Source organism: Lacticaseibacillus camelliae DSM 22697 = JCM 13995, from assembly GCF_001311195.1.
In the GTDB taxonomy this organism is placed as follows: Bacteria; Bacillota; Bacilli; order Lactobacillales; family Lactobacillaceae; genus Lacticaseibacillus; species Lacticaseibacillus camelliae.
In genome coordinates, this window is sequence record NZ_BBAJ01000152.1 from 1 (window position 1) to 1,171 (window position 1,171).

A 1,171-nucleotide genomic window follows, 5' to 3' on the forward strand; every position below is an offset into this window, starting at 1 on the left:
TTCCGGTGCTTCTGCACATTACTCGCCTCCGATTACTTAATTAATAAAAACCGTGACGCTTTGTAATCTCACACTGCGCCACGGATCTGTGTCGAATGATTCTGACGGATAAAATAAATCAGTCACTATGCCAATCAATGGCAAAGGAACTATGATTAATTTATTTTACTTTTAACTTGTTTAACCGCCGCGTTGACTTTAGAAATGACCTGTTTAGCTGCTTGAGTAGAATTGATGTTACCAACACCAAAAGAATCTGTAACTTGCGCATATGCATCGTTAACTTGACTCAATTCCAGGTAACGGCTCTCGGTAACACCCTTCGTCTTGGCCATATAATCAACCGACTGCTTAGTAATATCGTCGACGGCATTGCTCTTCTCCAGAATTTTCTGAGCTTTGGTATTCACAGGCATTCCTCGACTCGTCCCCATTGCCTTAACACCAGCTGGATCATTGAGGATGAAGTTTAACAACTTAGCTGCCTCTTTTGGATGTTGTGAATGCTTTGAAATGGAGAATAGCATCGTTGGCTTCTGTAGAACGCCAGCAGTCTTAGCTCCTTTTGCGAGTGGAAATGGTGGAACATCTAGCTTCATGCCTGTTGGCTTAAGGTTAGTTGCGTAGCTACTCATCAGCGCCGTCCAGTCAAATACGCCTGTAATTTCACCGTTTAAAAATTCTTTGGTCGCTGCAACGGAGTCACTACCGACAGTGTCCAGAACCCACTTGCGAGATGGTGTTGCGCCTGTATTAACCATCTTCTTGTACCAATCAAACCCGTCTTTGATTTGCGCCTCGGAATAGTTGATATGCCCATTAGCATCCAAAAAGCTCTTCCCCGTCTTTTGGGTAATATAGCAAATTATGTCCAAGAAAGAAGAGAACTCCATTGGATAATGATCAGCTGGTAGCTTTTTGGCAGCCTTTTGCCAGCCTGTCCAGGTTGTCGGATAAGAGTCAATTCCTGCCTTATTCAGAACGGTTTTGTTGACAACAACCACTCGTTTGTTTTCGCCATGTGGTATACCGTTTAGCTTCCCTTTAATTGTCCCCGCTTGCAAAGCATCTTTAGGAACCCACTCAGATCAATGATGTTCTTATATTTGTTCAGATCAGCAAATCCTTTGCCATCTGGAGAGAAATTCAGATATTCATCATAGTTTAATTG

1 protein-coding gene is annotated in these 1,171 nt (G+C 42.8%); it reads right to left on the minus strand.

What is annotated here, in order from left to right; all coding sequences use genetic code 11:
• Positions 1-155 precede the first annotated feature (155 nt).
• Positions 156-1,004, minus strand: a complete 849-nt coding sequence (locus JCM13995_RS13445) for an ABC transporter substrate-binding protein (RefSeq protein ID WP_054666572.1) — start codon at positions 1,002-1,004, stop codon at positions 156-158.
• Positions 1,005-1,171: the final 167 nt, after the last annotated feature.